23 protein-coding genes and 1 pseudogene are annotated in these 26,224 nt (G+C 62.3%); 9 read left to right on the top strand and 15 right to left on the bottom strand.

All coding sequences use genetic code 11. From position 1 onward, the window contains the following. The gene (gene minD, locus QZ497_RS11425) at positions 1-810 is read right to left on the bottom strand and encodes a septum site-determining protein MinD (RefSeq protein ID WP_295474568.1); all 810 of its coding nucleotides are present in this window, start codon (positions 808-810) and stop codon (positions 1-3) included. Between the two features lie 216 nt (positions 811-1,026). Then, complete coding sequence (minC, locus tag QZ497_RS11420) at positions 1,027-1,770, bottom strand: septum site-determining protein MinC (RefSeq protein ID WP_295474566.1); 744 nt, start codon at positions 1,768-1,770, stop codon at positions 1,027-1,029. Positions 1,771-1,891: 121 nt separating this feature from the next. On the opposite strand from minC, the gene QZ497_RS11415 reads away from it, so the two are divergent. Together QZ497_RS11415 and QZ497_RS11410 are read left to right on the top strand one after the other, a co-directional pair. Continuing rightward, a complete protein-coding gene (locus tag QZ497_RS11415) occupies positions 1,892-2,824 on the top strand; it encodes a lipid A biosynthesis lauroyl acyltransferase (RefSeq protein WP_295474563.1) in 933 nt (310 codons plus the stop codon). 27 nt (positions 2,825-2,851) lie between these two features. Beyond that, a complete protein-coding gene (locus QZ497_RS11410; RefSeq protein ID WP_295474561.1) occupies positions 2,852-4,027 on the top strand; it encodes a patatin-like phospholipase family protein in 1,176 nt (391 codons plus the stop codon). A gap of 206 nt (positions 4,028-4,233) precedes the next feature. On the opposite strand, the gene QZ497_RS11405 is transcribed toward QZ497_RS11410, so the two are convergent. Continuing rightward, positions 4,234-5,088, bottom strand: coding sequence for a pirin family protein (locus tag QZ497_RS11405; protein WP_295474558.1), 855 nt, complete (start codon positions 5,086-5,088; stop codon positions 4,234-4,236). Positions 5,089-5,335: 247 nt separating this feature from the next. Here QZ497_RS11405 and QZ497_RS11400 point away from each other — a divergent pair, with 247 nt between their 5' ends. Then, entirely contained in the window at positions 5,336-5,701 is a 366-nt protein-coding gene (locus QZ497_RS11400) for a DUF805 domain-containing protein (RefSeq protein WP_295474555.1), read from the top strand. A 119-nt stretch (positions 5,702-5,820) separates the two neighbouring features. Here the strand turns inward: QZ497_RS11400 and QZ497_RS11395 are convergent, their stop codons facing one another. Together QZ497_RS11395 and QZ497_RS11390 are read right to left on the bottom strand one after the other, a co-directional pair. Continuing rightward, entirely contained in the window at positions 5,821-6,636 is an 816-nt protein-coding gene (locus QZ497_RS11395; protein WP_295474553.1) for a VacJ family lipoprotein, read from the bottom strand. Next, positions 6,629-7,927 (bottom strand): serine/threonine protein kinase, encoded by a 1,299-nt coding sequence (locus tag QZ497_RS11390; RefSeq protein WP_295474550.1) that lies wholly within the window; start codon positions 7,925-7,927, stop codon positions 6,629-6,631. Before QZ497_RS11390 ends, QZ497_RS11395 begins: the two co-directional genes overlap by 8 nt. A gap of 1,099 nt (positions 7,928-9,026) precedes the next feature. On the opposite strand from QZ497_RS11390, the gene QZ497_RS11385 reads away from it, so the two are divergent. From QZ497_RS11385 to QZ497_RS11375, 3 genes are all read left to right on the top strand, one after another. After that, entirely contained in the window at positions 9,027-9,881 is an 855-nt protein-coding gene (locus tag QZ497_RS11385; protein WP_295474547.1) for a glycine betaine ABC transporter substrate-binding protein, read from the top strand. A 222-nt stretch (positions 9,882-10,103) separates the two neighbouring features. After that, the gene (locus QZ497_RS11380) at positions 10,104-10,415 is read left to right on the top strand and encodes a DUF485 domain-containing protein (RefSeq protein WP_295474544.1); all 312 of its coding nucleotides are present in this window, start codon (positions 10,104-10,106) and stop codon (positions 10,413-10,415) included. Beyond that, positions 10,412-12,070, top strand: a complete 1,659-nt coding sequence (locus QZ497_RS11375; protein WP_295474543.1) for a cation acetate symporter — start codon at positions 10,412-10,414, stop codon at positions 12,068-12,070. The genes QZ497_RS11380 and QZ497_RS11375 overlap by 4 nt, the downstream gene beginning before the upstream one ends. 91 nt (positions 12,071-12,161) lie before the next feature. Here QZ497_RS11375 and QZ497_RS11370 read toward each other — a convergent pair whose 3' ends face one another. Further along, the gene (locus QZ497_RS11370) at positions 12,162-12,320 is read right to left on the bottom strand and encodes a DUF3309 family protein (RefSeq protein WP_295474540.1); all 159 of its coding nucleotides are present in this window, start codon (positions 12,318-12,320) and stop codon (positions 12,162-12,164) included. Between the two features lie 311 nt (positions 12,321-12,631). Here QZ497_RS11370 and QZ497_RS11365 point away from each other — a divergent pair, with 311 nt between their 5' ends. Next, positions 12,632-12,997 (top strand): DUF2784 domain-containing protein, encoded by a 366-nt coding sequence (locus QZ497_RS11365; protein WP_295474536.1) that lies wholly within the window; start codon positions 12,632-12,634, stop codon positions 12,995-12,997. Positions 12,998-13,152: 155 nt separating this feature from the next. Next, positions 13,153-13,395, top strand: coding sequence for a carbon storage regulator CsrA (gene csrA / locus QZ497_RS11360; RefSeq protein WP_295474534.1), 243 nt, complete (start codon positions 13,153-13,155; stop codon positions 13,393-13,395). Here csrA and QZ497_RS11355 read toward each other — a convergent pair. From QZ497_RS11355 to QZ497_RS11340, 4 genes are all read right to left on the bottom strand, one after another. Then, positions 13,365-13,592, bottom strand: a complete 228-nt coding sequence (locus QZ497_RS11355) for a YheU family protein (RefSeq protein ID WP_295474531.1) — start codon at positions 13,590-13,592, stop codon at positions 13,365-13,367. The two genes, csrA and QZ497_RS11355, sit on opposite strands and share 31 nt — an antisense overlap. A gap of 207 nt (positions 13,593-13,799) precedes the next feature. Next, a complete protein-coding gene (locus QZ497_RS11350; protein WP_295474528.1) occupies positions 13,800-14,990 on the bottom strand; it encodes an osmoprotectant NAGGN system M42 family peptidase in 1,191 nt (396 codons plus the stop codon). A gap of 98 nt (positions 14,991-15,088) precedes the next feature. Further along, entirely contained in the window at positions 15,089-16,837 is a 1,749-nt protein-coding gene (ngg, locus tag QZ497_RS11345; RefSeq protein WP_295474526.1) for an N-acetylglutaminylglutamine synthetase, read from the bottom strand. Between the two features lie 3 nt (positions 16,838-16,840). Beyond that, complete coding sequence (locus QZ497_RS11340) at positions 16,841-18,613, bottom strand: N-acetylglutaminylglutamine amidotransferase (RefSeq protein WP_295474523.1); 1,773 nt, start codon at positions 18,611-18,613, stop codon at positions 16,841-16,843. A gap of 385 nt (positions 18,614-18,998) precedes the next feature. Between QZ497_RS11340 and QZ497_RS21865 the strand changes: the two are divergent. Then, positions 18,999-19,283: pseudogene (locus tag QZ497_RS21865) on the top strand (hypothetical protein); the annotation flags it as partial. Positions 19,284-20,637: 1,354 nt separating this feature from the next. Here the strand turns inward: QZ497_RS21865 and QZ497_RS11330 are convergent. From QZ497_RS11330 to QZ497_RS11310, 5 genes are all read right to left on the bottom strand, one after another. After that, the gene (locus tag QZ497_RS11330; RefSeq protein ID WP_295474663.1) at positions 20,638-20,823 is read right to left on the bottom strand and encodes a hypothetical protein; all 186 of its coding nucleotides are present in this window, start codon (positions 20,821-20,823) and stop codon (positions 20,638-20,640) included. 509 nt (positions 20,824-21,332) lie between these two features. Beyond that, the gene (locus QZ497_RS11325; RefSeq protein WP_295474520.1) at positions 21,333-21,803 is read right to left on the bottom strand and encodes a hypothetical protein; all 471 of its coding nucleotides are present in this window, start codon (positions 21,801-21,803) and stop codon (positions 21,333-21,335) included. A gap of 205 nt (positions 21,804-22,008) precedes the next feature. After that, positions 22,009-23,058 (bottom strand): lipocalin-like domain-containing protein, encoded by a 1,050-nt coding sequence (locus QZ497_RS11320; RefSeq protein WP_295474660.1) that lies wholly within the window; start codon positions 23,056-23,058, stop codon positions 22,009-22,011. A gap of 7 nt (positions 23,059-23,065) precedes the next feature. Beyond that, on the bottom strand, positions 23,066-25,534 hold the full coding sequence (locus QZ497_RS11315) for an FtsX-like permease family protein (RefSeq protein ID WP_295474517.1): 2,469 nt from the start codon (positions 25,532-25,534) through the stop codon (positions 23,066-23,068). Position 25,535: 1 nt separating this feature from the next. Then, complete coding sequence (locus tag QZ497_RS11310; RefSeq protein WP_295474515.1) at positions 25,536-26,204, bottom strand: ABC transporter ATP-binding protein; 669 nt, start codon at positions 26,202-26,204, stop codon at positions 25,536-25,538. Positions 26,205-26,224 lie beyond the last annotated feature (20 nt).

The following is a 26,224-nucleotide window of genomic DNA, read 5'->3' as shown; positions in this document are numbered from 1 at the left end:
TCAACCCCCGAACAGACGTTCAAAGAATCCCTTCTTCTGTACATCCAGGAAACGGTGTTCCCGGTCCTTGCCCAGCAGGCGGTCCACGGCATCGCTATAGGCCTGGCCGGCATCGCTCTGTTCGTCGAGGATCACCGGTACGCCCTGGTTGGAAGCCTTGAGCACCGCCTGGGATTCCGGGATCACGCCCAGCAGGGTGACGGCGAGAATTTCCTTGACGTCGTCGACGCCGAGCATTTCGCCCTTGCTCACGCGCTCCGGGTTGTAGCGGGTCAGCAGCAGGTGTTCCTTGATCGGGTCTTCGCCGTTCTCGGCGCGGCGCGATTTGCTGGCCAGGATGCCCAGCATGCGGTCGGAGTCGCGAACCGAAGACACCTCGGGGTTGGTGACCACGATGGCTTCGTCGGCGAAGTACATCGCCAGGTGCGCACCGGTCTCGATGCCGGCCGGGGAGTCGCAGACGATGTATTCGAACGACTGGCGCAGCTCGTCGAGCACGCGTTCCACGCCTTCCTTGGTCAGGGCTTCCTTGTCACGGGTCTGGCTGGCGGCCAGCACGTACAGGTTTTCGATCTTCTTGTCCTTGATCAGCGCCTGCTGCAGATTGGCCTCGTTGTTCACGACGTTGACGAAGTCGTATACCACGCGGCGTTCACAGCCCATGATCAGGTCCAGGTTACGCAGACCGACGTCGAAGTCGACGATTACCGTCTTGTGGCCGCGCAGTGCGAGGCCGGTACCGATGGCGGCGCTGGTGGTGGTCTTGCCCACACCACCCTTGCCGGATGTAACTACGAGAATCTTGGCCAAGGTGTTTCACCCCTAGAGCAAACGGACTTTCAGTCCAAGAAGAGCGTCCCTTGAAGCGGCGGTAGTCGAACAATGCTGGAAATCACGGAATTTTCGGCTTTAAGGCGGCTATCTGGACAGCACGGGTTAAAACACAAAGTTCTCTGGATTTCCTACAACCTTTGCTACGTTTTCGCGACGAGTCAGAGATGCTTTGATAAATGGCGGCAGTATCCGTTAAAGACGAATGATGTTCAACACATCCCCGGACAGGCTGATCTGCACGCCAGTACCCCACAGCGGATCGCGCCGCAGGTCTTCGGAAACCTTGTACTGGCCGGCGATGGACACCAGTTCGGCGCCCATCTGCTGGCAGAAGATCCGTGCCTTGGCATCACCCTTGATGCCTGCCAGCGCCCGGCCTCGCAAAGGACCGTAGACATGGATGTTGCCATCGGCCAGAAGTTCCGCACCGGGGCTCACCGGGGCGACGACGACCAGGTCACCGCCCTGGGCGTAGATCTGCTGGCCACCGCGCACCGGCGAGGTGATCACCCGGGTCGGCTTGACCAGGGGTTCGGCCGGTTTTTCCACGGGCTTGGGCGCAGGGGCGGGGGCCTCGACCGGATCCAGCGGTCGTTCACGGGCGCCGGAGGGCGGCAGTACCGGCAGATCGATGGCGATGGCGGCGGCGATGTCCTCGATACGGCTGGCGCGAATCGCCAGGGTTCGCAGGCCATGCTGGCGGCAGATGCGCATCAGGCCGGGCAGGTCGACGGTGCCGTCCTGCGGGGCGATCTTGTCCAGGGCCAGGATCAGCGGCGTGTTGCTGAAGAAATTGGGGGCCAGGGCGACCTTGGCCGCCAGTTGTCTGTCCAGGGCCTCAAGGTCGGTACGCGCCAGTTCCATCACGGTGATGGCAAGCATGCTGCCCTTGAGCTGGAACACGGGGTCGAGGTTTTGCTGTTCGGTCTGACTCATGGTCGGGATAGACAACGGCTTGTCGCTAAAAGTGCCGAGACTTATAACGAGAACGTTCGTCAGCCGCAAGCCATGGCGAACCGATGTAGAATGCGCGGCCATCGTTCTGACGGAAGCCTAAATGGATCGCCCGCGTTTTCGCCCCTATTTCCTTCATCCGCGCTTCTGGGCCCTGTGGCTGGGCCTTGGCCTGCTGTGGCTGGTCGTGCAGTTGCCGTTTCGCGTGCTGCTGGTCATCGGCCGCCTGCTGGGCCGGGTGATGTACGGTTTCGCCACTGATCGCAAATACATCGCCGCACGCAACCTGGAACTGTGCTTCCCGCAGCTGTCGGCCGCTGAACGCAAGCGCCTGCTCAAGGAAAACTTCGCCTCCACCGGCATCGCTTTCTTCGAGATGGCCATGAGCTGGTGGTGGCCGCGCAAGCGCCTGGCCAGGCTGGCGCATATCGAGGGGCTGGAACACCTGCGTGAGGCGCAGCAGCAGGGCGAGGGGGTGATCCTCATGGCGCTGCACTTCACCACTCTGGAAATCGGCGCCGCGCTGCTGGGCCAGCAGCACACCATCGATGGCATGTACCGCGAGCACAAGAACCCATTGTTCGACTTCATCCAGCGGCGTGGTCGCGAGCGGCACAACCTCGACTCGCTGGCTGTGGAGCGCGAGGACGTGCGCGGCATGCTCAAACTGCTGCGCAATGGCCGCGCCATCTGGTACGCGCCGGACCAGGACTACGGCGCCAAGCAAAGCGTGTTCGTGCCGCTGTTCGGCATCCAGGCCGCCACCGTGACGGCTACCAGCAAGTTCGCCAAGCTTGGCCGTGCCCGGGTCGTGCCTTTCACTCAGCAACGCCTGGCCGATGGCAGCGGCTACCGGTTGGTGCTGCATCCGCCGCTGGACAATTTTCCCGGCCAAAGCGACGAAGACGATTGCTTGCGCATCAATCAATGGGTAGAAAGGGCCATTACCGAATGCCCCGAGCAGTACCTCTGGGCACACCGTCGCTTCAAGAGCAGACCGGAAGGCGAGCCCAGGCTGTACGCGAAAAGACAATAAGAAAAGGCGATCACTGAGGTTCGTTCGATGTTGGAACCCGCTGTAGTGACACCCCCCGATGACCAGGCCGTGACCGGCCTGATCCTTTCCGGCGGCGGCGCGCGTGCCGCCTACCAGGTCGGCGTGCTGGCCGGTATCGCCGAGCTGCTGCCCTACGGGGCGGCCAATCCCTTTCCGGTGATCGTCGGCACCTCGGCCGGTGCCATCAATGCCGTCAAGCTGGCCAGCGAGGCCATGCGCTTTCGTGTGGCGGTGCACCAGCTGACGCTGTTCTGGCAGAACTTTCGCAGCCATCAGGTACTGCGCAGCGACTGGCCGGGGGTGATTCGCCAGGCCAGTCGCTTCGTGGGCAAGAGTTTGCTGGGCCTGGGCTCGCAGCGTCCGGTGGCGCTGCTCAACAGCGAGCCATTGCGCGACCTGTTGACCGAGCGCCTGGACCTCTCCGGCATCGAGCAGGCGGTCGAAGGCTGTCACCTGCGAGCCGTCGCGGTGACTGCCTTTGGCTACGAGTCGGGACAGGCAGTGACCTTTTATCAGGGGCGCGGCACCATCGACTCCTGGCTGCGCCATCGGCGCATCGGCCTGCCGACGCGGTTGACCGTCGACCACCTGCTGGCCAGCTCGGCCATTCCGCTGCTGTTTGCGCCGGTGAGGGTCGAGCAGGAGTATTTCGGCGACGGTGCGGTGCGTCAGTCGGCGCCGATCAGTCCAGCCCTGCACCTGGGCGCCAACCGCGTGCTGGTCATCGGTGTCAGCGGCAATCCGCGGGGCGTGCAGGCCAACCAGGGGCCGCGAATCACCAGCGGCCACCAGCCGACCCTGGCGCAGATCAGCGGCCATATGCTCAACAGCACGTTCATCGACAGCCTGGAAAGCGACATCGAGCTGCTCGAGCGTCTCAACGGCCTCAGCGCCTTGCTGCCCGACGAGCAAATGCGTCGCCAGCCGGGCATGGCGCCGGTAGAGGTGCTGGTGATTTCGCCCAGCCGTCCGCTGGACGAAATCGCCGCACGGCACCGCCACGAACTGCCGCCAGCGCTGCGCACCTTCCTGCGCGGGCCGGGGGCGACCAAGACCAGTGGCGCCAGCGTATTGAGCTACCTGCTGTTCGAGGCGGGGTACTGCAGCGAGCTGATCGAGCTGGGACGGCACGATGCCAAGATGCAGAGCGAAGAACTGAAGCGTTTCCTGCGCATCGCCTAGCGGCATTGCTGGCTGAGGCCAATACAGGTCAGACCGTGGGAGCGAGCTTGCTCGCGAAGGCGGCGTCACGTTCACCGCAAGCTCAGCGACACTGCCAGCTTTTCGCGAGCAAGCTCGCTCCCACAAAGCCGCAAAGCGCTTGATCGAACAGTATTGCGGATCAAGCCGGTCCCACCGGGTAGGCGCGGCTTCAGCCGCGCAGTGCCTCAGGCGGTCAGGCGATCGTTGCGAAAGTCCTGCAGGGCCTGTTCGATTTCCTCGCGGCTGTTCATCACGAACGGGCCGTACTGCACGATCGGCTCGCCCAGCGGTTTACCGGCGATCACCAGCACCCGCGCACCCTCGGCGCTGTCGATGCGCAGCTCGCCTGCTTCACCCAGGCGCACCAGGCGGTTGGCGGCCACGGTCTGCGCGCAGCCCGCGACTGCGATGCTGCCTTCGTAGACATACAGCAGCACCCGATGCCCCTGGGGCAGTTTCGGGCTGATGCCGGTGCCGGCCGGCAGGTGCAGGTCGAAGTAGTGCGGTTCGGTGTCGGGCCGTTGCACGGCGCCGTTCTGCTGGACCTGGCCATCGTCGAAGTGCCCGGCGATGGTCACCACCTCGATGCCGTCCGGTGTGGTCAGACGAGGAATGTCCTCGGGCTGAATGTCGCGGTAGCTGGCATCCATCAGCTTGTTCTTGCCCGGCAGGTTCAACCACAGCTGGAAGCCGCGCATCACGCCTTCTTCCTGTTCCGGCATTTCGCTGTGGATGATGCCCCGCGCTGCGGTCATCCACTGCACGCCGCCGCCCTGCAGCAGGCCGACGTTACCCATGTGGTCTTCATGGCGCATGCGTCCTTCGAGCATGTAGGTCACGGTTTCGAAGCCGCGATGCGGGTGGGGTGGAAAGCCGGCGATGTAGTCGTCGGGACGGTCGGAGCCGAACTCGTCGAGCATCAGGAAAGGATCGAACTGCTCGACGCCCGGCCCGCCGAATACGCGGGTCAGCTTGACGCCAGCACCATCGGAGGCGGGCTGGCCGACATGGATCGAATGGACTTTGCGGTACGCGCTCATGGGCGGCTCCTCGAATATCAGATGGCGCCATGATAAATGCTTTAAATCGATCAATGGTCCCGAATTACCCATGCAAAGAATCGACTGGTTCGATGATTTGGATGGCTTACGACCATGAGAATGCAGGAGTACGAAGAGAAAGGACGTTTCCCACCGCGCTGGCTGCGGTGGCTGGCAGTCAGCTCGGAACAGGACTTTATAGTGGCGTGCTTCTGAAATTGACGGGGTCTACCCGCCGGGAGCGTTGATGAAGGTCCTGCTGCATATCTACAAGAACACTTTGAACTTTGAGGGGCGCGCCAGTCGCCGAGAGGCGGTGTATTACCTTATCCATATGCTGCTGATCGTTGGCGTGCTGGTGTGGATGGACTTCCATTTCAATCTTATTGATCCCGACTGGGGGATTGGCCCCTGTACAGGCATCTTCTCGATGCTGATCTTCCTGACCAATCTGAGTTTCACCATACGCCGCTTGCATGACACAGACCTCAGTGGCTGGTGGTTTCTGATCAATTACGTACCCCTGGTGGGGCCTTTCATATCCCTTTGGCTGATGCTGCAGGCTGGCACACCTGGCGACAACCGCTTCGGTCCGCCCCCTGCACGCATCTGAGCAATGTCGCTGCCGGTGGGGTGCCTTTACCAAGGTTAGGCCCTGGATTCCAACGGTATATGAAACGAAAAACGGCCAATCCGGTGCTCCGGACTGGCCGTTTTTCGTCAGCCCGAGCCTTACTCGGAAATCATCAGCTTGCGCGATTCGGTGTACACATAGCGCACCTTCTCGTACTCGAATGGCGAGTCCATCTGCCCGTAGCGGAAGCTGGTCACGTAGCGCTTGTCGATACCCCGCAGAATGAGGATTTCCGGGTGGTCGCTGCTGACCTGCGCGACGTTGAGGAAGTTGATCTGCGACTCGGCCGCGATGTCGAACACCAGTCCGCCGGTGTCACGCAGATTGGACGGGCCGAACAGTGGCAGTACCACATAAGGGCCGGCTGGTACGCCGTAGAAGCCCAGGGTCTGGCCGAAGTCTTCGCTCTGCTTGGGCAGGCCCATGAGCGTCGCCGGGTCCCACAGACCGGCAACGCCGATGGTGGTGTTGAGCAGCAGGCGCCCGGTGGTCTGCAACGAACGCTGACCCTTGAGCTGCAACAGGCTATTGAGCAGGTTGGGCACGTCGCCCAGGTTGCTGAAGAAGTTGCTCACCCCGCTGCGTACGAAGCCGGGGGTGATGTAGCGGTAGCCGTTGACCACCGGCAGGAACACCCACTCGTCGAAGCGATAGTTGAAGTGATAGACGCGGCGGTTCCACGACTCGAAGGGGTCGTAGACCTCCAGGGCGTTGGTCGAGGCGCGTTCGAACTCGCGCTGGTCCAGGCCTGGGTTGAACTTCAGCGACTTGAGCGGCTGGGTGAAGCCGTCAGCGTCGTAGTTGCGTACCACCGTGGCCTGGTCTTTGGTGGCGTGGGAAATTTCGGTGGTATCCGCCGCGTGGGCGGTACCGGCGGCCAGCAAGGCGGCCAGCACTAAAGGACGTTTAGCCACGGAAGAACTCCAGCATGGCGTCGCTGTTGACGCGGTAGTTGAGGTTGCCGCAATGACCGCCGTATGGGTACACGGTCAGGCGATCGCCGAAGGTCTGGCGCAGGAAACCCAGGTCGCCCGAGCCGAGGATCAGGTCGTCGGCGTTGTGCATGACAGCGATCTTGCTGCTGTTGTGCAGGTAGTCTTTGAGCGAATACAGGCTCACCTGGTCGACCAGCTGCAGCAGGCTGCCACCGTCGGTGCGGGCACGCCACATGGGAATCAGCTGTTCGGTCATGTAGCAGTCGAAGTCGCACTGCATGGCCCGCTTGAGGAACGGCGTGAGGCTGGTGCCTTCGGTGATCGGGAACTTCGGTGGGGTGATCAGACCGCGGCGGTTGATCAGGTCCGAAGTGAAGGCGATATCGGCCGACGAGAAGCGGAACGAGGTGCCGATGAGCATGGCCATCTGTTCGTTGGACAGGTGCTCCTTGGACATCTGGAAGTCGTAGAGCAGCGCATCGTTGAGGTCGATGTAGCCTTTCTGCTGGAAGTAGCGGGTCAGCTTGGCCAGCACCAGCTCATAGAAGGTGGTGGTGTTGTTGATGCCCTTGACCTGGGTCTGTACCAGCTTGTCGAGGTTGCTCACCGAGGTGTACAGGTTGACCGGCGGGTTGAGCAGCAGCACTTTCTTGAAGTTGAAGCTGCGCCGGGTTTCGTCCAGGTGGCTGACGAACGCGGCGTTCAGCGCGCCCAGGCTGTAGCCGGTGAGGTAGAAGTCGGTGATCGGCAGGTCGGTGTGCTGCGCGCGCACGGCCTGCATCACCCGGTACAGGTCTTCGGCATCTTCTTCGGAAATGCCGGGGGTGGCATAGCGCGAGGCGGAACTCATGAAGTCGTAGCTGGTTGGCGACGACAGCTGTACCACGTGGTAACCGGCGCCGTAGTAAAGCTTCTTCAGGTATTCGTTGAGCGTGCTGTTGTACGCCGCGCCGGTGCCGGCGATGAGGAAGATCAGCGGCGCCGCATGGTCCTGGCGGGCCAGGCGATAACGCAGTTTCTTCACGGCCCAGAAGTTGTCTGGCAGGGTGAACTCGCGCTCCGGGTGCAGATTGAGGTAGTAGTCGTCCTGGTCGATGTCGTCATCGGACGGCAGGTCGGGGCGCAGGTCGGGTGGCGTCGTGGCGATGGTCGCTTCGAAAGGGTTAGTCAGCGGGTAGCCATAAGTGGCGGGGTCGACGTTTTTCGCCAGGGCGGCTGCACTCAGGCAGAGGCCACCCAGGACTGCAGCGAGGCGCAGGAGACGGAGCATGACTAGATCCCTTGGGAAAGAGGTACAGATGAGAGTCGCAGGCTATGACCATCGGTATGGTGCCAAAGTGCCGTACCTGCAAGCGAGCCTTGTTAAAAGGGTGAAACGATACACCTTTCCAAGGGAATGACCTGTAGGAATGTGCGCTTTTGCGTGTGAAGGCGGATCAGCGGCGGGGGAGGGCAGGAAGGTGTAGGCGGATAGCATAAAGGGAGCCCTGAGGCTCCCTTTTGAATGGCTTTGCATGCTCTTTTTGTTTTTATAGGGCGGTCTGTTGTTGTTTTTGTCAACCGCCCTTCACCGCTTCATGTGCGACCCCCATACGGGGTCAAGAGCAAACGTATTTTTTTGAGCGCTGACTCGCTTCAATCGCCTGCCTGCACAACAGTACGATCCAACCAGTGCCGTGCTACCTCAAGGTAGTTTTATTGTTCTTGCCTGGTTGCGTGGCCTTCCGCAAAAGGCCCGGTGGAGCTGAATCGACTCCAAAAAAATCAGTTGGCTGCGCCTCTGTCCGTGTTGTTCTTGTTATGTCAGAGCCGTTACGTCTTGTTTTTATTGGTTTGTCGCTTGTTTTTGTTCTTGTTGTGCCAGAGATAGAGCAGTTGTCGTGCCAACTTTTAAAAAGCATTGAATATCAATGACTTATGGTTTTGTGGGGCGCCGTCGAAGGCGTTTTGCGCGTCGATGTGTTCCCGTGTTACCCGCCTGCGGAGCTGTCGGGTCCGCGTCGGGTAACACATTTTGTTTCTATCCTGAGGGTGGGAACGTCGGCGGCTGGGGCGGCTGCCGTACCAGGAAGGGGGCGTGTGAAGTGAAACGGCTCATGCTCATGTCGCATTTACTTCTATGCTGTCGTTGATGGCCGTGTGATGTCGTTTAACGCTGCCTGGGGGTCGTTGGCAGATCATGCCGCTTCACCCGTGAAGCCGATTATCAATGGGCCGGCTGTGCATGGCGCGGTCGGTCGCAGTCGCAAGCGTTAACGAAACGTGGAGGGCGCGCATTGCCCCTTGTGGGCGGGATGGGTCAGCCTGAGAAAAACAACGTAACGATGCCCGACGCTCGTCGGCGCAAGAACTCGACCGGGGAAGTAACGATGAAGATGCGCAAACTCCTGGCGGCCGGTGCCGCTCTGGTACTGGCTGCCAGCTCCACACTGGCCAGTGCTGAAACCAAGACCCTGACCATTGGCTACGTCGAAGGCTGGTCCGACAGCGTCGCCACCACCTTCGTGGCAGCCGAAGTGCTCAAGCAGAAGCTCGGTTACGACGTCAAGCTGCAGTCCGTTGCGGCCGGGATCATGTGGCAGGCCGTGGCTTCCGACAAACTCGACATGATGCTCTCGGCCTGGCTGCCGGGCACTCATGGTGAGTACATGGCCAAGTACAAGGAGCAGGTCGTGGACTACGGCCCGAACTTCAAAGACGCCAAGATCGGCCTGATCGTGCCTGAATACGTCAAGGCCAAGAGCATCGAAGACCTCAAGACCGACGAGTCCTTCAAGAACAAGATCACCGGTATCGACGCTGGCGCCGGTGTGATGCTCAAGACCGAGCAGGCCATCAAGGACTACGGCCTGGACGGCTACAAGCTGCAGGCCAGTTCCGGTGCCGGCATGATCGCCGAGCTGACCCGTGCGGAAAAACGCAATGAATCCATCGCCGTTACCGGTTGGGTGCCGCACTGGATGTTCGCCAAGTGGAAACTGCGCTTCCTGGAAGACCCTAAAGGCGTCTACGGCGCCGCCGAAACCGTCGACAACGTCGGCAGCCTGAGCCTGGAGAAGAAAGCCCCGGATGTGGTCGCGTTCCTGAAGAAATTCCAGTGGGAATCCAAAGACGAGATCGGCACCGTGATGCTGGCCATCCAGGAAGGCGCCAAGCCTGAAGCCGCCGCCAAGGAGTGGGTCGAGAAGAACCCGGCTCGCGTGGCGGCCTGGACCGGCAAGTAAGCTTCATCCTGAGTTGATTCGCGGCCTGCGGGCCGCGTCTGGCAAAGCCACCCGGCGCAGTGCGTCGGGTGGCTTTTTCGTTTCTGAAGTCTGTTGCGCTGCAGGGTGTACAGCAGCGTCGGAAAATTAATGTCGTTCTAATACTAAGGTCGTCTGGAGTCGTCTCAAGAGCCGACTAAAGTGAAGCTGTGTCATCTCTCTTATGCTGCGAGGACAAAAACAATGAACGACAGCATCTACCAATCGATACAGAACAACGCGCGCTTCAAGGAGCTGGTGGCCAAGCGCGAGCGGTTCGCCTGGATCCTCTCGGCGATCATGCTCGGGCTCTATGTCGCTTTCATCCTGCTGATCGCCTACGGTCCCCATCTGTTGGGTGCCAAGCTCAGCGCCACTTCCACCGTCACCTGGGGCATGCCGATCGGGGTCGGCCTGATCGTCACTGCATTCATCCTCACGGGTGTCTACGTGCGCCGCGCCAACAGTGAATTCGACGAGCTGAACAACGCCGTACTCAAGGAGATTCAGCAATGATCCGTCGTCTCTTCGCGGCCCTCGGCCTCGCAGCGTTCGCCCCGGCCCTGATGGCAGCTGATGCCCTCACTGGCGCGGTACAGAAACAACCACTCAACGTTGCCGCGATCGTCATGTTCGTGGCCTTCGTGCTGTTCACTCTCTACATCACCTACTGGGCTTCCAAGAAAAATAACTCCGCCTCGGACTACTATGCCGCTGGCGGCAAGATCACCGGCTTCCAGAACGGCCTGGCAATCGCGGGCGACTACATGTCTGCCGCGTCCTTCCTGGGCATTTCCGCGCTGGTCTACACCTCTGGCTACGATGGCCTGATCTACTCGATCGGCTTTCTGGTGGGCTGGCCGATCATCCTTTTCCTGATCGCCGAGCGCCTGCGTAACCTGGGCAAGTACACCTTCGCCGACGTAGCCTCGTACCGCCTCAAGCAGAAGGAAATCCGCACCCTGTCCGCCTGCGGTTCGCTGGTGGTGGTGGCCTTCTACCTGATCGCCCAGATGGTCGGTGCCGGCAAGCTGATCCAGCTGCTGTTCGGCCTGGACTACACCGTCGCGGTGATCCTGGTCGGCATCCTGATGTGCCTGTACGTGCTGTTCGGCGGCATGCTGGCCACCACCTGGGTGCAGATCATCAAGGCGGTGATGCTGCTGTCCGGTGCCTCGTTCATGGCGCTGATGGTCATGAAGCACGTCAACTTCGACTTCAACCAGCTGTTTGCCCAAGCCGTGGCGGTTCACCCCAAGGGTGAGGCGATCATGAGCCCTGGCGGCCTGGTGAAAGATCCGATCTCGGCGTTCTCCCTGGGCCTGGCGCTGATGTTCGGTACCGCTGGCCTGCCGCACATCCTGATGCGTTTCTTCACCGTGAGTGACGCCAAGGAAGCCCGCAAGTCGGTATTCTTCGCCACCGGTTTCATCGGCTACTTCTACATCCTGACCTTCATCATCGGTTTTGGCGCGATCCTGCTGGTCAGCACCAACCCCTCGTTCAAGGATGCAGCCGGCGCGCTGATCGGCGGCAACAACATGGCTGCGGTACACTTGGCCAATGCCGTGGGCGGCAGCCTGTTCCTGGGCTTCATCTCGGCGGTGGCCTTCGCCACCATCCTCGCGGTGGTTGCCGGCCTGACCCTGGCTGGTGCTTCGGCGGTGTCCCATGACCTGTATGCCAGCGTGATCAAGAAGGGCAAGGCCAACGAAAAGGACGAGATCCGTGTGTCGAAGATGACCACCATTGCCCTGGCCGTGGTCGCCATCCTGCTGGGTATCGCCTTCGAGAGCCAGAACATCGCGTTCATGGTCGGCCTGGCGTTCTCCATCGCCGCGAGCTGCAACTTCCCCGTGCTGCTGCTCTCGATGTACTGGAAGAACCTCACCACCCGTGGCGCCATGATCGGCGGCTGGATGGGCCTGATCAGCGCCGTGGTGCTGATGGTGCTCGGTCCGACCATCTGGGTGCAGATCCTGCATAACCCGAAACCGATCTACCCCTACGAGTACCCGGCGCTGTTCTCCATCGCCATCGCCTTCGTCGGCATCTGGTTCTTCTCGATCACCGACAAGTCTCAGGCGGCCGAAGACGAGCGCGCACTGTTCGTGCCGCAGTTCGTCCGCTCGCAGACTGGCCTGGGTGCCAGCGGTGCGGTCTCTCACTGATCCGCCATCCGGCGCACAGCAAGAAGCAGCCCTCGGGCTGCTTCTTTTTTTTTCACTTCAGCGTCGGCCCGGTGGTGGCCGGGCCGTGCAGTCATATCCTGCCCAGCAGCACCAGCACCAACAGGATGACCAGGATGGTGCCGATCACGCCCGACGGTCCGTAACCCCAGCTGCGCGAGTGTGGGAAGACCGGCAAGCCACCGATCAGCAGCAGGATGAGGAGGATGATGAGAATAGTACTGATGCCCATGACGAGTTCCTTCTAACGATTGGGGAAGCCAAGACTGCCGTGAAGATTCAAACCGCTGGGATTGAAGTTTCAGGCCTCTTGAAAGATCCGACTCTCGGCGTTTATGAAAGGTTCTGAAACAATACGGCGTTTGCCGCCACTTTTTCTGTGTTCGGTTAATGGCGATGTAACTGGTCTGAAAGTTGAAACTTTTTCTGCGCGCGGGTATCGCGCTCTATCAGTGGCAATCGCTTGAATAAACTACGCAGGTTTTAGCGCACCGGCTGTAATCTTGTTCGCATCCATGTTTACAAGCGCTTGCAGGAGGAATCATGGGCGTGCGCCTGATCGCCGATGCGCTGGTCGTGGTGCATCTGCTGTTCATCATCTTCGTGTTGCTCGGCGGCCTGCTGGTGCTGCGTTGGCGATGGCTGGCGCTGTTGCATCTGCCTGCCGTGGCCTGGGGCGCGCTGGTGGAGTTCCTGCACCTTTACTGCCCCCTTACGCCACTGGAAAACCACTTTCGCCAACAGGCCGGACAGCAGGGGTACAGCGGTGGCTTCGTTGAGCATTATCTGATTGCGCTGATCTATCCGGCAGGGCTGACGCCGAGTGTGCAGACAGGGCTGGGGATAGTCGTCGTGGTCATTAATGGTCTGGCGTATGGCTGGGTACTATGGCGTCGTCGCGTAAGTTAAGGTGACTTTTCTGACATTCGATACAAGAAAGTAGGAATGTTCTTTCAGTGGTATCTGGCAACTCTGTCAGGCGCAACTGATTTGAAGTTGTCGCATTGAAGCACTTTGCCACTCGCGGCAACCTGCATGTTCCGTCGAACGAGTGAGTGCAGAACATGTTGGTATTAACACGGGACGTGGGTGAAACCTTTTCCATCGGTGATGAAATCACCGTGCAGATCCTGGGCGTGAGCGGCAACCAAGTGCGCTTCGGCTTCGAGGCGCCCAGACATGTGAAGATCCACCGCGCCGAGGTGTTCAAGCGCATTGCCCAGACCCTGGCCCGGCCGGCCGAGCAGGGACAAGCGGCTCGGCGTGAGGGCGCTTGTCAGTCGAAGAGTTCCTTGGGGACTTCGTGACGCGCCATCAACTGGCACTGCTGGCTCTCGACATCGAAGAAGATCACCGCCTGGCCTTTGGTCAGCGCGTGGCGTACACGCAGCACGCGGGTCTGCAAGGGGGTTTCGTCACCGTTGTCGGTGCCGTCGCGGGTCACGAAGTCTTCGATCAGGCGGGTGAGGGTTTCGGGTTCGAGTTGCTCGTAGGGGATCAGCATGGACGGCTCTCACTGCAGGGCCGGGAATCATAATGCACGGCACCGGGCGGTGCATCAGGCGGATGGGCATCGTGGCTCAGTGGGAGCGGCTTCAGCCGCGAAAGCGCCAGCCAGTTCACTGCGTCGGCGGTGAACATACGGTCGCTTCACGGCCGCAGCCGCTCCTGCGCGGTCTAACCGATCAAAGCGCTAAAGCCACGAGGGTGACTACTCGCGTCCTTGGCCGATCAGGCTGTCCACCGGCGGTACGCGGGTTTCCGGCTCCATCTGGGTGTCGTGCTCCAGCTGGTGGCTGAAGCTTTCCAGCGAGGCCTTGGACGGCTGCGCATCGCTGTCGAACACCGGCGGGCTGAGGATGTAGGCGCTGAGCAGCTTGCTCAGGGCCGCCAGGCTGTCGATGTGGGTGCGCTCGTAACCGTGGGTGGCGTCGCAACCGAAAGCCAGCAGGGCAGTGCGGATGTCATGCCCCGAAGTGATCGCCGAGTGCGCATCGCTGAAGTAGTAGCGGAACACATCGCGGCGCACCGGCAGTTCGTTGTCCACGCCCAGTTTCAACAGGTGCCGCGACAGGTGATAGTCGTAAGGCCCGCCGGAGTCGAGCATCGCCACGCTCACTGCATGTTCGCTGGAGTGCTGGCCTGGCGCGACCGGGGCGATGTCGATGCCGACGAATTCGCTGACGTCCCAGGGCAGCGCCCCGGCGGCGCCGGTGCCGGTCTCTTCGGTGATGGTGAACAGCGGGTGGCAGTCGATGACCGGCTCCATGCCGCTGTCCACCACCGCCTTGAGCGCGGCGAGCAGGGCGGCGACGCCGGCCTTGTCGTCCAGGTGGCGAGCACTGATGTGGCCGCTTTCGGTGAACTCCGGCAACGGGTCGAAGGCCACGTAGTCGCCGATGCCCACGCCCAGCGACTCGCAGTCGGCGCGGGTGGCGCAATAGGCGTCCAGGCGCAGCTCGACGTGCTCCCAACTGACCGGCATCTGGTCGACGGCGGTATTGAAGGCGTGCCCGGAAGCCATCAGCGGCAACACGCTGCCACGGATGACCCCGGTATCGGTGAAGACGCTGACCCGGCTGCCTTCGGCAAAGCGGCTCGACCAGCAACCCACCGGCGCCAGGGCCAGGCGACCGTTGTCTTTCACTTCACGCACACAGGCACCGATGGTGTCCAGGTGCGCCGAGACCGCACGGTCCGGGCTGTTCTTGCGCCCACGCAGGGTGGCGCGGATGGTGCCGCGACGGGTCAGTTCGAAGGGAATGTCCAGTTCTTCCAGGCGCTCGGCCACGTAGCGCACGATGGTGTCGGTGAAGCCGGTAGGGCTGGGTATCGCGAGCATTTCCAGCAGGACTTTCTGCAGGTAATTCAGATCCGGATCAGGGATGGTCGCATCAGACATGATGGAGGGCTCCTTCAAAGCAGCCGCAACGGTCAGGCCACAGGTAGCAAGCCGGTGTGAAGCGGCTTGCTGCCTGTGGCGGCTGGTGTGCAACTGCCCTAGTTATGGGCGGGCAGGCTATGTGGAAAGAGTAGATCGACAAAGCGTTCTGCGGTGGGTTGCGGTTCATGATTGGCCAGGCCTACCCGTTCGTTGGCCTCGATGAACACGTATTCAGGCTGGTCGGCGGCCGGCACCATCAGGTCCAGGCCCACCACCGGAATGTCCAGCGCCCGTGCGGCACGCACGGCGGCATCGCTGAGCACCGGGTCAAGAATGGCGGTGACGTCTTCCAGGCAGCCGCCGGTGTGCAGGTTGGCGGTGCGGCGTACGGCCAGGCGCTGGTCCATGGGCAACACGTCGTCGTAGCTGTAGCCGGCATCGCGCACCGTGCGTTCGGTTTCCTGATCCATGGGAATGCGGCTTTCTCCACCGGTGGCGGCGGCGCGACGGCGACTCTGCGCTTCGATCAGTTGCTTGATGGTATGTCGCCCATCGCCGATCACCTCGGCGGGCCGGCGGATTGCCGCAGCCACCACCTCGAAACCGATCACCACGATGCGCAGATCGAGGCCTTCGTGAAAGCTTTCCAGGATGACCCGGCTGTCGAACTGCCGAGCGTGCTCGATGGCCTGCTGTACTTCGTCGAGGCTGCGCAGGTCCACGGCGACGCCCTGACCCTGTTCGCCGTCCAGCGGCTTGACCACCACGCGGCCGTGCTCTTCGAGAAAGGCCAGGTTGTCATCGGCGCTGCCGGCACGTTGTTGGGCCGGCAGGCACAGGCCGGCGGCCTTGAGGGTGCGGTGGGTGAGGCTCTTGTCCTGGCACAGGGTCATGCTCACCGCGCTGGTCAGGTCGCTGAGCGATTCGCGGCAGCGCACGCGGCGCCCGCCATAGCTCAGGGTGAACAGGCCGGCGTCGGCGTCATCCACCTGCACGTCGATGCCCCGGCGGTGCGCCTCTTCGACGATGATCCGCGCATAGGGGTTGAACTCCGCCTGCGGGCCGGGGCCGAGGAACAGCGACTCGTTGATGCCGTTCTTGCACTTGATGGCGAAGGTCGACAGGGTACGAAAGCCGAGCTTGGCGTACAGCGCCTTCGCCTGATGGTTGTCGTGCAGTACCGACAGGTCCAGGTAGCTCAGGCCGCGGCTCATGAAGTGCTCGATCAGATGCCGCACCAGCACTTCGCCGACACCGGGCCGCGAGCAGTTCGGGTCCACCGCCAGGCACCACAGGCTGCTGCCTTTTTCCGGGTCGTTGAAGGCCTTCAGGTGGTTGAGGCCCATGACGCTGCCGATCACCGCATTGCTGCTTTCGTCCTCGGCCAGCCAGTACACCGGCCCGCCCAGATGCCGTGGCGTCAGCAGCTCGGGGTCGACGGGCAGCATGCCGCGCGCCAGGTACAGGTTGTTGATCGCCTGCCAGTCGGCCTCACTCTGCGCCCGACGAATGCGAAAACCGCGAAACACCCGGTGCGCCGGACGATAGTCGCTGAACCACAGGCGCAGGGTATCGGACGGGTCGAGGAACAGCTGCTGCGGCGCCTGCGCCAGCACTTGCTGGGGCGCGGCCACGTAAAGAGCAATGTCACGCTCGCCGGGTTTCTCGTTGAGCAGTTCCTCGGCCAGCACCGCAGGTTCCGGGTAGGTATGGCCGATCAACAGCCGCCCCCAGCCACAGTGCAGGGCCAGCGGGCCGCCGTCAGGCTGCGCGCCGTCTTCGGCGAAGCGCGCCTGCAGGCGTTCGTAGGAGGGGGACTGACGACGCAACAGTCGCTGGCTGTAGGCCGTAGAGTGGGGTTTCATCGATCAGAGTCCTTGTTCGCTCAGCCACAGGTTCAGGGCTGCCAGCTGCCACAGCTTGGAGCCGCGCAACGGGGTGAGCTGGTCCTTGGGGTTGGTCAGCAGGCCGTCGATGGCCGCCGGGTTGAACAGGCCGCGGTCCTGGCTCGGGTCGAGCAGCAGGTCACGCACCCAGTTCAGGGTGTTGCCTTCCAGGTGCTTGAGACCCGGTACCGGGAAATAGCCCTTCTTGCGGTCGATCACCTCGGCCGGGATGACCATGCGCGCCGCTTCCTTGAGCACGTGCTTGCCGCCGTTGGGCAGCTTGAAGCGTGCTGGCACCCGGGCCGATAGTTCCACCAGGCGGTAATCCAGGAACGGCGTACGGGCTTCCAGGCCCCAGGCCATGGTCATGTTGTCGACCCGCTTGACCGGGTCGTCGACCAGCATCACCGTGCTGTCCAGGCGCAGCGCCTTGTCCACTGCCGCCTCGGCACCGGGTTGGGTGAAGTGCTCGCGTACGAAGTCGCCCGCAGCGTCGTGGTCCACCAGCCATTTTGGCTGCACGGTGCGCGCATACTCGTCATAGCTACGGTCGACGAAAGCCTGGCGATAGGCGGCGACCGGGTCGCTGGCGCCATCGACCTGCGGGTACCAGTGGTAACCGGCGAACAGCTCGTCGGCGCCCTGGCCGCTCTGCACCACCTTGCAGTGCTTGGCGACTTCCCGCGACAGCAGGTAGAAGGCAATGCAGTCGTGGCTGACCATCGGTTCGCTCATGGCGCGGAAGGCCGCCGGCAGTTGCTCGATGATCTCGCTTTCCTGAATGCGCAATTGATGATGGCGCGTGCCGTAGTGGCGGGCGATCAGGTCCGAGTACTGGAACTCGTCGCCGCGCTCGCCGCCGGCGTCCTGGAAGCCGATGGAGAAAGTCGACAAGTCTTCGACACCCACTTCACGCAGCAGGCCGACCAGCAGGCTGGAGTCCACGCCGCCCGACAGCAGCACACCAACGTCCACCGCCGCGCGCTGACGAATGCCCACCGCCTCGCGGGTGCTGTCCAGTACGCGCTGGCGCCAGTCTTCGAAGCTCAGCTCGCGCTCGTCGTCATGCGGGCCGTAGGGCAGGGTCCACCACACTTGCTGTTCGGTGTTGCCATCGGCATCGACCAGCATCCAGCTGGCCGGCGGCAGCTTCTCGACACCGGCCAGCAGCGTGCGTGGCGCAGGCACTACGGCATGGAAATTCAGGTAGTGATTCAACGCCACCGGATCGAGCAACGGGCTGATGTCACCGCCCTTGAGCAGTGCCGGCAGACTTGATGAGAAGCGCAGCCGCTCGCCGGTGCGCGACAGGTACAGCGGCTTGACGCCGAGACGGTCGCGAGCGATGAACAGACGCTTGGCGTCGCGTTCCCACACGGCGAAGGCGAACATGCCGTTAAGCTTGGGCAGCATGTCCTTGCCCCAGGCGTGGTAGCCCTTGAGCAGCACCTCGGTGTCACCACCGGAATGAAAGGCATACCCCAGCGCTTCCAGTTCGGCACGCAGCTCGGGGTAGTTGTAGATGGCACCGTTGAAGGCCAGCGACAGGCCCAGGGTGTTGTCGATCATCGGCTGCGCCGACCCGTCCGACAGGTCCATGATCTTCAGGCGCCGATGGCCGAGGGCGACCGGCCCCTGGCTGTGGAAGCCCCAGGCATCGGGGCCACGCGGCGCCATGTGGTGGGTGATACGTTCAATGGCGGCTAGATCCGCCGGTTGATGGTTGAAACGAAGCTCACCTGCTATTCCGCACATAATTCCTTACCGGTTTTCCGTTGGGGAGAAGGGGCGCCCGAAGGCAGCCACTCAGGAACTGACCCGGAGGACGGCGCAGAGTTTTAGAACAACTGGTTATAAGAAGTTTGAAGATAACGCTGGTTTTTGAAGGATTTGGTCGGGTTTTTCCGGTCAGCAGGGCGCTCTCACTTATGCCATGGGTAAACGTCTAAGCGAATGATCTGGGCCTTCGCGTCTCCGCATTAAATTGCTCCAGTCGGAGGTGTGTTGCGCCAACTGCTCTACATGCGCGAGCTGGGCAGCCGACTCCTACCTGACCAGGCCTGTATTGCTGGAGTACTCGATGTACGCCGGCTGGTACTGGCAGAAAAACGGCCTGAACACCCTCGCCGACCGGGGTGACCTGGGTGAACCCTATTTCCAGATAAAGGAGAAGCTCAGGCGTCACGGCATCGTGGCGTTCAGCAGCAACTACGCGCTATATGGGGACGTGTCCGAGCGTGTGAGGACGCTTATTGAAAGACTGGTGCCGGCGCTCGAGGTGTACAGCATCGACGAAGCGTTCGCGGACCTCAGCGGGAATGGGCGTGCTCGACGAGATAAATGGGAGATGGGGCAGGGGGACGCTGCGTTCAGCTGCAGTACCGGCCGATCCGGCTGGGCGATGCGCCGTGATCTGATAAGCCAATGCTATACGACGTGCATTGATCAGCTATGGACTGTGAAATGCAAATGAGGCTGGGCCCAATACTGTTCGGTTAGACCGTTGGGGCGAGCTTGCTCGCGATGGCTGCGTCACGTTCACAGCGAATACATGGGTTTTGCTGACCTGTTCGCGAGCAAGCTCCAACAAAAGCCGAATAGCGTCTAACTGACCAGTATTGGGCAGGGCCAAAAACTGGGCCAATGGTATGGGGCAGGGCAGGGCAGGGGGGTGTTGGGGAATTTGGGAGCGAGGAGGCCAGTAAAATCGGCTCTAATCCCCGCACAACCCCTTTATGCCCTTATAAAAAAATGTCGCAGCTTGCGTTACTAGGCTCAACGTAATAGCTCAGGAGGGAGCTGAGGTTGGGAAACTCAGGGGATTAGAGCTCCCGCTGCGGATGGCCGTTATCGACCCAAAGCTGCCTTCGCTGAGGGCACCTAACGGCCAAAAGCGGTCAATCCGGTTGGCGCCGCATTGGCTTACCCTAGGGTGTTGACGCTGATCTGAGCAAGTGTCATGCCATGTTGAGCCAGCCCCAACCGGTAATTATCCAGCACCGATAATGGTTCGTAGGGTAGAAGTATGGGTCAGCAAATCTCGGTAACTGGGTCAATGCTATGCTGGTGGCAACAGATGGGAGGCGTGCGTCTTTAATGCGCAGGAATGGCCTGAGACGGCTCGGTTTAGAGGTAAGTCGCTGGGCTAACAGTGGGGCAAGCCCGACTTTTTGACGAAGGTTTTTGAGCCTCAAGCCAAAGGGGCATCAGAAGCTGATGTCCACTTCAGATATTTCCTAGCTGAGGGAATTGAGTTAGGGGCAAAATAATAAGGATGTAAGCTAATGAAGTACCCGTGGTCGAAGTCGCTATGGTTCCTCAAGATTGTGTACATTGTGTTGTTCTTTACCGGTTTGATCTACTGGGTCAAAGGGCTTGAACCCCCGCCTCGGGGCAGTTATGTCCCCATGTCCTTAGTGCGCTCCAGCTTCAGCGAAATCTCTCCACCGGCAAGCGTCGGAGCCGAATTTAAGAACGAAAGTACTAAAGGCAGTTCGGGTCTCGTATCGGGCTCTTATAAACGTGTTTTAACCAATGACGAATTAGCTGCGTATTACGAGCAGGCATTGTTGTCGCATGGGTGGCACCCCGTGAGAACTGAACATGGGCCGCGATATGTATTTTGTAGGGATCGCCTTCGGGCCGTGTTGGATCTGAGTGCCCAGACGCCATTTTACCATTTCTCTGTTTACTTCGACCCGACTACGATAAAGAGCTGCCGTGTGTGATGCTGCTAGCCGGACGAGTTAGCCTCGTACAGTATGATTTCCAAGAAAAAATTAAGTGAAATAAAAAAACCGCCGACTGGCTGGGCGGTTTTTGAGAAGCCAAGCAACTATTTCCATCAATTGATTTTTCTTCTTTTCTGTCTTCTCTAGCTGCCGGCCGATGTTATCGGCGAGGTCTTTAACGTGAATGCCAAACGCTGCCTTCTGACTGTCCGCCCCTAGACGAACTACGGGAATGTCAATTTTTCCATCCAGCCTTTACGCTTGAGCGTCTTGATTGTCAGCTGCCTATATACTGCTCGCTTTTAGTGCTGGGTCATCAACAGAAATAATGTGTTCCAGCCGCCCCCATTAGTTATGTTGTTTTAGTAGCTTGAGGCGTCATACAGTGTCAGCTCATGCCCATACGGCACGTTGAAACCTGGCACATTGCGATGGCCGCCGCCGATCTGCTTGGCGATCGAGGACACTTTTTCGCCGGCGTCGGTGCTGCGTAGTTAGAACGACCTGCCCTTTGGTGTCTCCCAGTAGCTCGCGGCGAATGGTTCGCTGTGCACATGATTTTGCTTGCACCACCTGCCTTGGTGAACGGCAGATATTGGTCGATTGCTGCCATTTTTGAGCGGCAGCTATGGGTAGGAGCGGCTTCAGCCGCGAAGCTGCCACATGTTCGCAGCCGATGTAGTGATTTTCCTGGCGCTTTCGCGGCTAAAGCCGCTCCCACCACAACCTGAGCTATATAGGTGTCAGGCGTAGGCATCCACGCCAGCATGCGCCATCAGCCAGTCGCGGTAAGTGGCCAGGTTACTGGTCGACGCGCTGCCGTTGCTGGCTATCAGGGTCTTGCCGTCCAGGCGGCCGAGATCCAGCAGGTATTGCAGGCCCTGCTGGACGTGGGCAGCGCCACTCTTGCTGAGGCTCTGGACATCGGGTAGCGCTACGGTATTGGTGGTGTCGTCGAACTTCGCCCAGTCGGGGTTGCTGCGGTAGCGAGCGGTTGCTTCGGCCAAGGCGCTTTGGGTGCCTTGGTAGATCTGTTCTTCACGGGCCTGCAGCTCGGGCGTCGTGGCGTTAGGGTCGATGACCGTGCTGGCGCCGTCGACCCGTACCTGGTCGCCGGGGGAGTTGATCTTGATACGTGCCGCCTGGGCCGTGCCGGTCTGTAGTGCATTGCGCAGTGATTCGCCGAAAAGCGGCGAGAAGGTGAGTCCTGTCATGCTCTTGCTCCTGAGTTCAGCGTCGATGCGCAACGCTGGAGCAAGAAACGCACCAGCTGCCGCCAAACCACAGCCCAGGGCCTCTTGTCGGGTGGTAGGAGTGTTTGGCAAGGCAGGCCGTTGCCGGGCGGCGGCAGGCTGTGGCCGCTGCCGGACTGCGGGCAACGCCGGCAAGCGTCGTGGCATGAAATGCTAAGACAGGCGCTCAGTACCCGGTCATCTCCAGGTAGCCCTCGCCACTCTGGCTGCCACTGACCTGCACCGGCCCCTCCCAATACGGCACGTCCAGATCCATCCAGGCCTGGGCGTTGAGTGCCGTCGTTGTCACCCGCAAGCCTTTGCCGGGAACCTCGATGGCCCAGCGGGTCGGCAGGCTACGGCCGGCGACTTCGCTTTGTTCAAGCGGCTGCAGGCGCAGTGCTTCCGGACCCAGCGGCTGCGCCGTACCGTCCGGGTCGATCCAAGTGCCGGTGAGGTAGGCCGGGCCCTGGCGATGGCGGATGCGGTAGAGCATCAGCCGCGTGCCGTCCTGCAGGTGCAGGGAGAACCAGTCCCAGCCCTGCTGGTCGGCGGTCAGGGGCTGGCTGCTCCATTCGCGGTCCAGCCAGGCCTGGCCGTTGACCGTATGGCGCTGGCCGTCGATCTGCAGTTCACCGCTGACGGTGAAGAACGGCTGGCTGTAGTAGTAGGACGCCTGGCCGGCTTCGGACTTGCGGCTGTAGCCCTGGTCGCCCTGCAGCACCATGGGCCGTTCGCTGCGCAGTTGCAATTGGTAGGCGAAGGCTTGGTCTTTGGCTTGCAGGTGCAGGTCGCGCATCGGCTCGCTGGCCCGGCTGGTCATCGACCAGTCGTCGATCCAGGCTTCGAAGGGCGCCAGCTGCACCCCGGCCTGGCCGACGCCGCCGCGGGCCAGGCGCTGGGCGGCATGATGGACGTTGGCCGAGGTCACGGCCGCATGGCCCATCCACAAGGTGCTGCTCTGCCAGCCACTGGCCTCGGCGCCGGGCTGCAGGGCGTTGCGAAACAGCGTCCACTGCACGCCGAAGCGCTGGCTCTGGGCGTCCTGCAGGTTGGCGGTGATGTACCACCACTCGATTCGAAAGCCAGGGTGTGGCGCGTGGTCGGCGGGGAAGGCGAAGTGGCGCCCCGGCGTGACCGGGGTATAGCCTTCGACCCGGCTGCCCATGCCGGCGAAGCCCTCGGGGGGCGTTTGACTGTCGTCGCAGGCGCCGAGCAGCAGGGCCAGGCAGATCATCAGCCATCTATTGCTCACGGTCGAAGGTCCTCAACAGGTCTGCCGGCTGGCTGCGCCGCAAGCGCCACAGCGGCCAGGCCGAGGCCAGCAGCGTGGCGCCGAGGGCCAGGGCACCCAGGCTCAGCCACTGCAAGGGAAACAACCGGGTCGGCAGGCGCCAGCCAAAAGCCTGCACCTGGATCACGGCGTTCAGGCACCAGGTCAGCAACACGCCCAGTGGCAGTGCGACCAGCAAGGTCAGCCCGGCCAGCAGCCAGGTCTGGCCGAGGTTGAGCCACATCAGCTGGCGGCGTTCGACACCCAGCGCCCAGAGCGGCGCCAATTGCCCGATGCGTTCCTGGCTCTGGGTGAGCAGGCTGATGAACAGCGCGATGGCGGCCACGCCAAGGGTCAGGGCATTGAGGGCGGCGGTGGCCGCGAAGGTGCGTTCGAACACCTGGGTCGACCATTGCTTGAGCTGGTGCTGGTCGATGATGCGGCTGGCGTCGAGGCCGAAGCGCTGCTGCAGGGCCTGGCTCAAGGCTGGGATGTCCTCGGGCGCCATGCGCAGGTTGAAGCGCATCGGGGCCAGGTCGGGCCAATGGCGCGCCAGTTGTATCGCGCTGGCGAGCAGGTGGCCGCGCGCGTTGCCGTAGTCGGCATACAGTCCCACCACCTGGGGCGACCAGTGTCCGGCAGGCAGCGGAATCTCCACGCGGTCGCCCAGGCCCACACCCAGGCGACGAGCCAGTTGTTCGCTGAGCATGATGCCCTGCTGCTCGGCCAGGCGCTGCCAAGGATCGCCGTCCATGGCCGCCAGCAGTTGCCAGTGCTGGCGGTAGTACGGGTGGTCGAGAATGCCGTGCAGTTCGGCAGGCCAACCCTGCAGACGCAGGCTGACCTGCCAGTCGGGCAGCACTGCGCTGACGGTCGGTTGCTGCTGCAGCCAGGTTTGCAGCTCGCGGGCCTGGGCCGGGTCGGCGGGGGTGACGTACAGCTCGGCGCTCAGGCGTTGCTCCAGCCAGCCATCGAAGGTCTGGCGGAAACCGGCGGTCATGCCGCCGGTGCCGACGCTTGCCGCCATGGCCAAGAGCAGTGCCATCAGCGCCAGGCTCAAGGCCGGCAACTGTTGCCGACAGTCGGCCAGGAACCACTGCGCGAGCACCGAGCGCCGGCCTGCCAGCAGTATGTTCAGCACCCGGTCGAGCAACACCGGCAGCCCCAGGGCAGTACCGAGCAGCAAGGCGGTCACCATTAGAAAGCCACTGGCCAGGCCGCTACCGCAGCTGGCCAGCAAGGCCACCCCCAGGCCGAACACGGCCACCTGCCCCTGGCGCCGTAGCCAGCGGGCATGCGCCTCGCGCCAGGCCTGGGCGCGGGCCAAGGCCAACAGCGGCAGGCGCGCGGCGCGCAGCAGGCTGCTGGCGCCGGCCAGCAGGGCGCCGAGCAACGCCATGCCGAGGCTGCCCAGCCACCACAGCACGCCCGGATGCAGCTGGTTGGCCACCTGTGCGCCATACAGGCCGCGCAGGCTGGCGGTCAGGTCTGGCAATAGCAGTGCGGCGAGCATGTAGCCGCTCAGCACCCCGGCACCACCGGCCAGCAGCGCCATGCCCAGCAACTCCAGCACCAAGGCAACGATCAGCGAGCGGGCGCTGACGCCGCTGGCGCGCAGGTTACGCAACAGGCCACGACGCTGCTCCAAGGCCAGGCCGATGGCGGCATGCACGATGAACAGGCCGACCACGAAGGCCAGAATGCCCAAGGCGTTGAGGTTGAGGTGAAAGCTCTCGGTGAGCCGCCCCAGATCGTCGGCAGCCTCGCCGTGTTGCAGGCGCAGTTGTTCATCCAGCCCGGCGGGCAGGGTCGGCGCGCGGGCGGCGAAGGCCGTGTCCAGCCACAGGCGGCTGAGCTGGCCGGGCATGCCCAGCAGGCGCTGGGCCTGGCCGATGTCGGTGAGCAGGGTGCCGGGCGGCATGTTGGGTACGACGCGCAGGGGCGGCAGCGCCTGGCCAGTGTCGCTGAGCGGTTGTTGGCCTTCGCGAAGCCCCAGGCTGCTCAGGGTGTCCGGCGCCACCCAGGTGACCCAGGGCGGGCGCAGAAAATCCAGCAGCGCTGCGTTGTCCAGCCGTTGCCCGGCCACCGCCTGGTCACGGGGCAGGCTCAGCGGCTCGATGCCCAACAGTTGCAGGCGCTCACCGTTCAGGCTGATACGCCCTTGCAGTTGCGGCGAGACCGGCCAGCCAGCGCGGCGCAATTGCACGAACAGGGTCTCGGGCAGAACCGCGCCTGAGGGGCTGCTCAGCCAGTATTGCGGGCTGCCCCCCAGCCACTGGCTGGCGCGTTGGTAGCTGTCGCGGGCCTGGCCGTTGAGGGCCTGCACGCCGGTGAGCAGACTGGTGGCCAGCCACAGCCCGACCAGCACGCTGGCCAGTTGCACGGGGTGGCGGCGCCAATGGCTGAGCAGGGCGTACAGGGTCCAGCGCAGCACGGCCATGTCAGCCGGCCTCGGCGCTGCGAATGCGTCCTTTGTGTAATACCACCCTATTGTCCAGACGTGCGGCGACGCGCGGACTGTGGGTGACCATCAGCAGGCTGGTCTGGGTGTCGGCCAGCAGGTCGAGGAGCAGTTGCAGCACCTCGTCGCTGGTGGTTTCGTCGAGGTTGCCGGTGGGTTCGTCGGCCAACAGCAGGCCCGGTCGCGAGGCCAGGGCGCGGCCGATGGCGACGCGTTGTTGCTGACCGCCTGACAGTTGCTCCGGGTAGCGCTGCAACAGCTCGCCCAGACCCAGGCGCTGTATCAGGTGCGCTTGCCAGGTCGGGTCATGACGCCCGGCCAGGCGTGCCTGGAACGCCAGGTTGTCGGCCACCGACAGGCTGCCGATCAGGTTGAACTGCTGGAACACCAGGCCGATTCCAGTCCTGCGCCAGGCGGCCAGAGCTGCTTCGTCGAGGGTGTGCAGCAGGCGGCCCTGCACCTCGATGCGCCCGCTGTCCGGGCGGTCGAGGCCGGCGATCAGGTGCAGCAGGGTGCTCTTGCCGCTGCCGGATTCGCCCATGAGTGCCAGGCTCTGCCCGGCTTGCAGGTGCAGGTCCACGCCGTCGAGCACCTGCAAGGGGCCTTGGGCGGTGGGGTAGCGTTTGCGCAGTGCGCTGACCTGCAGCATGGGCGTGTCTCGCGGTGGGC

It is taken from the genome of uncultured Pseudomonas sp., from assembly GCF_913777995.1.
Taxonomy (GTDB): domain Bacteria; phylum Pseudomonadota; class Gammaproteobacteria; order Pseudomonadales; family Pseudomonadaceae; genus Aquipseudomonas.
The sequence above is the reverse complement of the archived record's forward strand: the minus strand, read 5'-3'. Positions and strand labels throughout refer to the sequence as shown.

Bases quoted from the DNA above. Each gene is read 5' to 3' on its own strand.
- minC (WP_295474566.1), bottom strand. From the start codon at position 1,770: ATGAGTCAGACCGAACAGCAAAACCTCGACCCCGTGTTCCAGCTCAAG.
- QZ497_RS11415 (WP_295474563.1), top strand. From the start codon at position 1,892: ATGGATCGCCCGCGTTTTCGCCCCTATTTCCTTCATCCGCGCTTCTGG.
- QZ497_RS11410 (WP_295474561.1), top strand. From the start codon at position 2,852: ATGTTGGAACCCGCTGTAGTGACACCCCCCGATGACCAGGCCGTGACC.
- QZ497_RS11405 (WP_295474558.1), bottom strand. From the start codon at position 5,088: ATGAGCGCGTACCGCAAAGTCCATTCGATCCATGTCGGCCAGCCCGCC.
- QZ497_RS11400 (WP_295474555.1), top strand. From the start codon at position 5,336: ATGAAGGTCCTGCTGCATATCTACAAGAACACTTTGAACTTTGAGGGG.
- QZ497_RS11390 (WP_295474550.1), bottom strand. From the start codon at position 7,927: ATGCTCCGTCTCCTGCGCCTCGCTGCAGTCCTGGGTGGCCTCTGCCTG.
- QZ497_RS11385 (WP_295474547.1), top strand. From the start codon at position 9,027: ATGAAGATGCGCAAACTCCTGGCGGCCGGTGCCGCTCTGGTACTGGCT.
- QZ497_RS11380 (WP_295474544.1), top strand. From the start codon at position 10,104: ATGAACGACAGCATCTACCAATCGATACAGAACAACGCGCGCTTCAAG.
- QZ497_RS11375 (WP_295474543.1), top strand. From the start codon at position 10,412: ATGATCCGTCGTCTCTTCGCGGCCCTCGGCCTCGCAGCGTTCGCCCCG.
- QZ497_RS11370 (WP_295474540.1), bottom strand. From the start codon at position 12,320: ATGGGCATCAGTACTATTCTCATCATCCTCCTCATCCTGCTGCTGATC.
- QZ497_RS11365 (WP_295474536.1), top strand. From the start codon at position 12,632: ATGGGCGTGCGCCTGATCGCCGATGCGCTGGTCGTGGTGCATCTGCTG.
- csrA (WP_295474534.1), top strand. From the start codon at position 13,153: ATGTTGGTATTAACACGGGACGTGGGTGAAACCTTTTCCATCGGTGAT.
- QZ497_RS11355 (WP_295474531.1), bottom strand. From the start codon at position 13,592: ATGCTGATCCCCTACGAGCAACTCGAACCCGAAACCCTCACCCGCCTG.
- QZ497_RS11350 (WP_295474528.1), bottom strand. From the start codon at position 14,990: ATGTCTGATGCGACCATCCCTGATCCGGATCTGAATTACCTGCAGAAA.
- ngg (WP_295474526.1), bottom strand. From the start codon at position 16,837: ATGAAACCCCACTCTACGGCCTACAGCCAGCGACTGTTGCGTCGTCAG.
- QZ497_RS11340 (WP_295474523.1), bottom strand. From the start codon at position 18,613: ATGTGCGGAATAGCAGGTGAGCTTCGTTTCAACCATCAACCGGCGGAT.
- QZ497_RS11325 (WP_295474520.1), bottom strand. From the start codon at position 21,803: ATGACAGGACTCACCTTCTCGCCGCTTTTCGGCGAATCACTGCGCAAT.
- QZ497_RS11320 (WP_295474660.1), bottom strand. From the start codon at position 23,058: ATGATCTGCCTGGCCCTGCTGCTCGGCGCCTGCGACGACAGTCAAACG.
- QZ497_RS11315 (WP_295474517.1), bottom strand. From the start codon at position 25,534: ATGGCCGTGCTGCGCTGGACCCTGTACGCCCTGCTCAGCCATTGGCGC.
- QZ497_RS11310 (WP_295474515.1), bottom strand. From the start codon at position 26,204: ATGCTGCAGGTCAGCGCACTGCGCAAACGCTACCCCACCGCCCAAGGC.